Annotated in this window: 9 protein-coding genes and 2 pseudogenes; 10 read left to right on the top strand and 1 reads right to left on the bottom strand. The window is 49.0% G+C overall.

The genetic code is table 11. The features are described from left to right. Positions 1-21: 21 nt before the first annotated feature. A pseudogene (locus tag A7589_RS21825) lies at positions 22-195 on the bottom strand (type I restriction-modification system subunit M N-terminal domain-containing protein); the annotation flags it as partial. 182 nt (positions 196-377) lie between these two features. On the opposite strand from A7589_RS21825, the gene A7589_RS21820 reads away from it, so the two are divergent. The 10 genes and pseudogenes from A7589_RS21820 to A7589_RS21780 all read left to right on the top strand — a co-directional run. Then, positions 378-599 carry a type II toxin-antitoxin system Phd/YefM family antitoxin gene (locus A7589_RS21820; RefSeq protein ID WP_001190712.1) on the top strand — a complete coding sequence of 74 codons (222 nt, stop codon included), beginning with the start codon at positions 378-380 and terminating at the stop codon, positions 597-599. Then, positions 599-979, top strand: a complete 381-nt coding sequence (locus A7589_RS21815) for a type II toxin-antitoxin system death-on-curing family toxin (RefSeq protein ID WP_072731915.1) — start codon at positions 599-601, stop codon at positions 977-979. Before A7589_RS21820 ends, A7589_RS21815 begins: the two co-directional genes overlap by 1 nt. 4 nt (positions 980-983) lie before the next feature. Continuing rightward, entirely contained in the window at positions 984-1,163 is a 180-nt protein-coding gene (locus A7589_RS21810) for a hypothetical protein (protein ID WP_000113018.1), read from the top strand. Between the two features lie 27 nt (positions 1,164-1,190). Beyond that, a complete protein-coding gene (locus A7589_RS21805) occupies positions 1,191-2,234 on the top strand; it encodes a DUF968 domain-containing protein (protein WP_033551394.1) in 1,044 nt (347 codons plus the stop codon). Between the two features lie 88 nt (positions 2,235-2,322). Next, entirely contained in the window at positions 2,323-2,775 is a 453-nt protein-coding gene (locus A7589_RS21800) for a Late promoter-activating protein (RefSeq protein WP_053263817.1), read from the top strand. Between the two features lie 85 nt (positions 2,776-2,860). Continuing rightward, on the top strand, positions 2,861-4,054 hold the full coding sequence (locus A7589_RS21795) for a terminase (RefSeq protein WP_108189009.1): 1,194 nt from the start codon (positions 2,861-2,863) through the stop codon (positions 4,052-4,054). Continuing rightward, positions 4,054-5,538, top strand: a complete 1,485-nt coding sequence (locus A7589_RS21790) for a terminase (protein ID WP_108189008.1) — start codon at positions 4,054-4,056, stop codon at positions 5,536-5,538. The genes A7589_RS21795 and A7589_RS21790 overlap by 1 nt, the downstream gene beginning before the upstream one ends. Before the next feature lie 221 nt (positions 5,539-5,759). Continuing rightward, positions 5,760-5,879, top strand: a complete 120-nt coding sequence (locus A7589_RS23430; RefSeq protein WP_001376634.1) for an ash family protein — start codon at positions 5,760-5,762, stop codon at positions 5,877-5,879. Between the two features lie 18 nt (positions 5,880-5,897). Further along, a complete protein-coding gene (locus A7589_RS23425) occupies positions 5,898-6,119 on the top strand; it encodes a host cell division inhibitor Icd-like protein (RefSeq protein ID WP_072019028.1) in 222 nt (73 codons plus the stop codon). Then, a pseudogene (locus A7589_RS21780) lies at positions 6,116-6,512 on the top strand (phage antirepressor Ant); the annotation flags it as partial. The gene A7589_RS23425 and the pseudogene A7589_RS21780, both read left to right, overlap by 4 nt.

Raw genomic sequence — 6,512 nt, 5'->3', positions numbered from 1 at the left:
AGTTGGCAGCATCACCTAACAGATGCTGTCATCACCGGCTTCAATATAGCTGGAAAAATTTTCGCTGATAAAACGGTAGAAAAGCGCGCCCAGAACGTATTGCTTAAAATCCCATCCATCGACCGAACCTCTGACATCGTTAGCAATTTGCCAGATTTGACGATGAAGCTCTGCACGTTGTTGAATACTTGTCATTTTCATCCACTTATTTCAGGCTTATGTAATTGGCGGTGATTCTACAGCAACTTGGATGCTTTAGCAGTTCGGACATTAGGCTACGAATGACCTGCCTAGAGGTTTGTTAAGCCGCAAAGTGCTGGTGCTTTATGTCTGTGAAGTTTATAATTGTGTACACATAACGAGTACACGAGGTATTTATGCAATCCATTAACTTCCGTACCGCGCGGGGCAACCTTTCTGAAGTGCTCAACAATGTTGAGGCCGGGGAAGAGGTTGAAATCACCCGCAGAGGCCGTGAGCCAGCAGTAATTGTCAGCAAGGCTACTTTCGAAGCCTACAAAAAAGCGGCGCTGGATGCTGAATTTGCATCCCTGTTTGACACCCTGGACTCCACCAACAAGGAACTGGTTAACCGATAATGAGGCATATATCACCGGAAGAACTTATTGCGCTTCATGATGCGAATATAAACCGCTACGGCGGCCTGCCGGGCATGTCAGATCCGGGTAGGGCAGAGGCCATTATCGGGAGAGTTCAGGCCAGAGTTGCCTACGAAGAGATCACCGACCTTTTCGAAGTCTCCGCCACCTACTTGGTGGCTACAGCGAGAGGGCATATATTCAATGATGCCAATAAGCGTACCGCGCTAAACAGTGCGCTGTTATTTCTACGCCGTAACGGGGTGCAGGTATTTGATTCACCTGAACTGGCAGACCTTACTGTAGGTGCTGCGACTGGCGAGATATCTGTATCTTCTGTCGCCGACACGTTACGTAGATTGTATGGTTCTTCGGAGTAGATTAATGGCACGCAAATACAACAAATTGTCCCGTGAAGCGTTAAAGATGCTTCTTGATGGCGTGAGTCGCCGCGAGGTAAAGCAATACCTGGTTGGTAAGCAAATTGGAGCCAGGACTGCTATTGCTGTGTTATGCCGTCAGGAAATGGTTGTGCTTAAACAGAGAATGCCGGGCAGCAGATAAAGCCCAATCAGTGATGAAAGGTGTGATGTGAAAGCCGTAATTACTCCCTTTGTACAAAAAGAGCTTGGCGTCGCCACATTCAAAGTGGATCAGGAAGTCAGAAAGCTGGTGGAGGCTGGCCGTAAATTTATTATGGAGCCGGTGCCGCGTGAGTTAATCGAGCACATGGACGACGGCCTCGTTGTTTCCGAGCAAACTATGGCAACAAATGAGGCGTTGCAGCCGTTTTTTAACAGCGATGAACTGTTTCGCCGTATTGGTGGAATTGACTCGCTGGTGGCGTGGTTGCGCAGGAAAGAGGGGCAATGCCAGGCCGCAGATCGTAGTTGGTGTGACAACCATATTGTCCACGCTGAACGAGACAATAGCGCGGTGTTGTTGTGCTGGCATCACGATAACCATTACCGGATGCGTGGTTTTAATGAGCTGAAAGAAACGCTGCACAATAATCGCGTTAACTGGATACTGGATGTCGCCCGTCAGGAAATGGGCCTTTCAGATAGCCATGATTTAAGTATTCAGGAGCTGTGCTGGTGGGCTTTCATGCGTAACATGATGCACCTGATGCCGGAAGAAGTCTGCCGCATATCAATAAATAAGATGAAGGCTGCTCCGCAGGATAGCGGACCTCTGAAAGAGGCGGATATTCGCCCGTATGACGATCGCGCTACAGCATATGTTCAGATGATGGAAGAACGCGCCGCGCCGATGCGTGCAAAAGTATGCCCTGTGGATGTTGACTCCGACCCAGGTATGGCGCATTTCAAAATACCAAAACTTCAATCGCTAAAATTGCCCGAGTACATGGACTTTGTGGCTTCCCGTCCATGCTGTGGCTGTGGAGCTGCGGGAGCTGGCGCTCACATTACGCCTTATATCGTTCGTCATAGTCGATTATGCGCGCATGACATTTACGCAATTCCTCTGTGCCAGTCATGCCAGCGTGATATTGAGCGTGATCGCGATAATTGGGAGAAGACGCACGGTAGGCTGGCGATGCATCAACGATTGTTCTTTGATTACGCGCTTGGAGTCGGCGCTATCACAAGTTACTCGTCGAGCGTTAGATAAAATTGCTCTAATGTATTGCTATTTCTTTAATCGAGGGTATTATATTCCACGTTGATTAGTTGACATGGGCTAATCAGTAGGTGACAGGATGTTACTTAACTGGCAGGGACGCCACTTCATGGAAATAAATCACTCACGAATAACATCGTACGAGATTGCGGATTACATGATCCGCACTAAATCTCTTCTATCAGCGAAAGAACTCGCAGCAATTCTTGAAAAGGAATACCCGCATCTGGATGTCGATAAGCGCGATGTTTATCTGCGCTTAAAAGCTATCGCTGTGTCTAAGTATTCGTCTGTTTTGATTGATGACAGTACACGCCCACGTAGATTTCAGATCCACTCTCTGAATCCTGAATTCTTTCGCCGTAGCCGCGCTCCGCGCCGGTTTGATGAAAAACTCCAGAACGAACTCTATATGACGCAGGACGAAAAGGAACGCCGGGAGCACCAGCCTTGGGTAATGGCGCGTCAACTTTTCAATAAGGTGGCCCGTCAGCACCGTTATTACGGTAATGCCACATCCGCACGTATCTGATTGATTGCTTGCCCGTTCCGGGCCTTTTGACATGTGACTTTCGTTACCCTCGCGTCAAAAAGAGTTTTTACGAAAGGAAGCATAAGTGACCTGGGACGATCACAAGAAGAATTTTGCTCGCCTGGCGCGAGATGGTGGTTACACCATCGCACAGTATGCCGCCGAGTTTAATCTTAACCCTAATACCGCACGTCGTTATCTCCGTGCCTTCAAAGAAGACACCAGGACAGCGGACAGCCGCAAGCCAAATAAGCCAGTCAGGAAGCCACTAAAAAGCATGATCATTGATCACTCTAATGATCAACATGCAGGTGATCATATTGCAGCTGAAATAGCTGAAAAACAAAAAGTTAATGCTGTTGTCAGTGCCGCAGTCGAGAACGCTAAGCGCCAAAATAAGCGCATAAATGATCGTTCTGATGATCATGACGTGATCACCCGCGCCCACCGTACCTTACGTGATCGCCTGGAACGCGACACCCTGGATGATGATGGTGAACGCTTTGAATTCGAAGCTGGCGATTACCTGATAGATAACGTTGAAGCGCGGAAGGCCGCTCGCGCTATGTTGCGTCGGTCCGGGGCCGATGTTCTGGAAACCACTCTTCTGGAAAAGTCTCTTTCTCATCTCCTTATGCTGGAGAACGCCAGGGATACGTGTATTCGCCTGGTGCAGGAAATGCACGAGCAGCAAAAAGACGATGATGAAGGTACTCCGCCTGAATACCGTATCGCGAGCATGCTAAACAGCTGTTCCGCGCAGATAAGCAGCCTGATCAACACCATTTACAGCATCCGGAATAACTATCGAAAAGAAAGCCGGGAGGCGGAAAAGCACGCTTTGTCTATGGGGCAAGCTGGCATTGTTAAGCTGGCATACGAACGAAAGCGTGAAAATAACTGGTCAGTGCTGGAAGCAGCTGAATTCATCGAGGCGCATGGCGGGAAAGTGCCGCCCCTGATGCTGGAGCAAATCAAAGCCGATCTGCGTGCTCCTAAGACCAATACCGATGATGAGGAAAGGCAAACAGCCGTCGGTGGCCCTTCTCTTGAAGATCTGGACAAAGTTGCGCGAGAACGGGCCGCCAACCGCCGCGCCGATGCCGCATTGTGGATTGAGCAGCGTAGGGAAGAAATCGCCGATATCGTTGATACAGGCGGTTATGGAGATGTTGATACTGAAGGTGTATCAAACGACCCATGGCTGGAACAAGACCTAGACGAAGACGAGGAGGAAGACGAAGAAGTTACCCGCAAGCTATACGGGGATGATGATTAATGGCCAGAAGTTGCGTAACGGATCCACGTTGGCGCGAGCTGGTGGCGCTATATCGTTATGACTGGATTGCGGCCGCTGATGTTTTGTTCGGCAAAACACCTACCTGGCAGCAGGATCTGATTATTGAGTCTGTGCAGGAACAGGGTAGCAAGACATCTGTTTCGTCTGGTCACGGTACCGGGAAATCAGACATGACTTCTATCATGATCATGTTGTTCATAATCATGTATCCCGGTGCCCGCGCCATTATCGTTGCGAACAAAATTCAGCAGGTAATGACCGGTATATTCAAGTACATCAAGATAAACTGGGCTACTGCCACCAGCCGTTTTCCATGGCTTGCTGATTATTTTGTTCTGACAGAAACCGCTTTCTATGAGGTTACTGGTAAAGGTGTATGGACTGTAGTACCGAAGGGCTTTCGTCTGGGAAGTGAAGAAGCTCTCGCCGGTGAACACGCAGATCATCTTCTGTATATTATCGATGAAGCCTCCGGTGTCAGTGATAGAGCTTTCGGTATCATCACCGGTGCTCTTACCGGACAGGATAACCGCATCTTATTACTGTCACAGCCTACACGCCCAAGCGGCTATTTCTACGATACTCACCATAAACTGGCCAAGCGTCCTGGTAACCCAGATGGCGTTTATACGGCGATCACGCTTAACAGTGAGGAATCACCGCTGGTAACGTCAGAATTTATCAAAATGAAGCTGGCGGAGTACGGCGGGCGTGATAACCCTATGTACATGATTAAGGTACGCGGCCTATTCCCTAAATTACAGGACGGCTTCCTTCTTGGACGTGATGAGGTTGAACGTGCGACGCGGCGGAAAGTCAAGATTGCCAAAGGATGGGGCTGGCTTGCATGTGTGGACGTTGCTGGTGGTACAGGACGGGATAAGTCCTTTATCAATATCATGATGGTGTCCGGCCAGCGAAATAAACGCCGTGTAATCAACTATCGAATGCTGGAATACACAGACGTTACAGAAACGCAGCTTGCCGCCAAAATTTTCGCAGAATGTAATCCTGAGCGATTCCCCAATATCACCATAGCGATAGACGGCGATGGCCTGGGTAAAGCAACGGCGGATCTGATGTACGAGTATTATGGTATTACCGTACAGCGTATACGCTGGGGTAAAAAGATGCATAGCCGTGAAGATAAGAGCCTGTACTTTGATAAACGTGCTTATGCCAACGTTCAAGCCGCAGAGGCCGTAAAATCTGGTCGTATGAGACTGGATAAGGGTAATGAAACTATTGAGGAAGCGTCGAAAATCCCTGTAGGGATTAACTCCGCAGGTCAATGGAAGGTGATGAGTAAGGAGGATATGAAGAAAAAACTCAACCTGCACTCACCAGACCATTGGGATACATATTGTTTCGCTATGCTGGCGGATTATGTTCCCCAGGACGAAGTGCTTAGCGTCGAAGACGAAGCGCAGGTTGATGAAGCTCTGGCATGGCTTAATGAATAAACACTTGCTCTAATAAATTGTGTTTTTTGACTGCCGATGTTACATTGAACCTGACCTCTTGCGCCTTGAGGCATTTTCGGTTTATGCTTATCAGGCACCTCATTAAAACGGGTGCCGGGATTGAGACCCCGGATAATGTCAAAGGCGACACAGACGCCGAAAGCGTCTTTTTTTGTGTCATGCCATCGCACAGCCATACGTAGCGTTTAGCTCCGAAATCAATGGTAGTGCTGGCTGGGCTGCCGAAAGGCAGGCCGGTTCCCTTTGACGCCGGTAGTCTCAACCCAGTCAGTGCTACCGCCATTGAGATTGAGACCTCACGCGGTAGCTCCTTAACTTAGTCAAAGGAGGCTGCCATTATGGCTACTGTCCCTACCCCAATTCATCCTGAATTTATCTGGCGCTTTTACTCCTGCCAAAAACGTCACTATCACTTCGTTATTGCACCGACAGAAGATGAGGCCCGTTCTCAGCTTCCTGACGCTCCCTGCATTTTCTCTGCCCGCTTTTCAACCGATTTGCGCAATTCTCTCAGTTACTGGTGCCTCCCTGTTAACGCTTCTGCTCAGGAGGGACTATGAGAACGTCATTAGTTACCCGTGAAGAGATGATCGAGGCAATTGAACAGCACACTGCCTGTATCAGTACCAGGGATATACCGGGCGTTATTGCCAACTACTTCATGATCACCAAACAACTTTACCGGAGAAAGGACAAGAACGCAGTTCACCGCATCCTGCTGTCTGATATCCGCGAATACCTGCTCGAACAGGGGCATCTGAATTACGCAACCGTCGCAGCCGAAGCACGCAAGGAGGCACACAGAATGAAAGCTACTAACGTTAAATCAGAAAAAGTTCATGCACCTTCAGTTCAGGAATCAGAGCTGGTGGTTGTTCAAAATCAGTCGGATGAAATTCCCGTTCTGGAGTGGCAGGGAGTGCGTGTCGTAACAAGGGGAGCCCGCAGAATTC

It is taken from the genome of Escherichia sp. MOD1-EC6475 (genome assembly GCF_003046645.1).
Taxonomy (GTDB): Bacteria; Pseudomonadota; Gammaproteobacteria; order Enterobacterales; family Enterobacteriaceae; genus Escherichia; species Escherichia ruysiae.
Note: the sequence above shows the minus strand (reverse complement) of the source record. Positions and strands in the feature narration are given on the sequence as shown.

Coding starts and splice junctions, on each gene's coding strand:
- A7589_RS21800 (WP_053263817.1), top strand. CDS start 2,323: ATGTTACTTAACTGGCAGGGACGCCACTTCATGGAAATAAATCACTCA.
- A7589_RS21810 (WP_000113018.1), top strand. CDS start 984: ATGGCACGCAAATACAACAAATTGTCCCGTGAAGCGTTAAAGATGCTT.
- A7589_RS21820 (WP_001190712.1), top strand. CDS start 378: ATGCAATCCATTAACTTCCGTACCGCGCGGGGCAACCTTTCTGAAGTG.
- A7589_RS23425 (WP_072019028.1), top strand. CDS start 5,898: ATGGCTACTGTCCCTACCCCAATTCATCCTGAATTTATCTGGCGCTTT.
- A7589_RS21815 (WP_072731915.1), top strand. CDS start 599: ATGAGGCATATATCACCGGAAGAACTTATTGCGCTTCATGATGCGAAT.
- A7589_RS21790 (WP_108189008.1), top strand. CDS start 4,054: ATGGCCAGAAGTTGCGTAACGGATCCACGTTGGCGCGAGCTGGTGGCG.
- A7589_RS23430 (WP_001376634.1), top strand. CDS start 5,760: ATGGTAGTGCTGGCTGGGCTGCCGAAAGGCAGGCCGGTTCCCTTTGAC.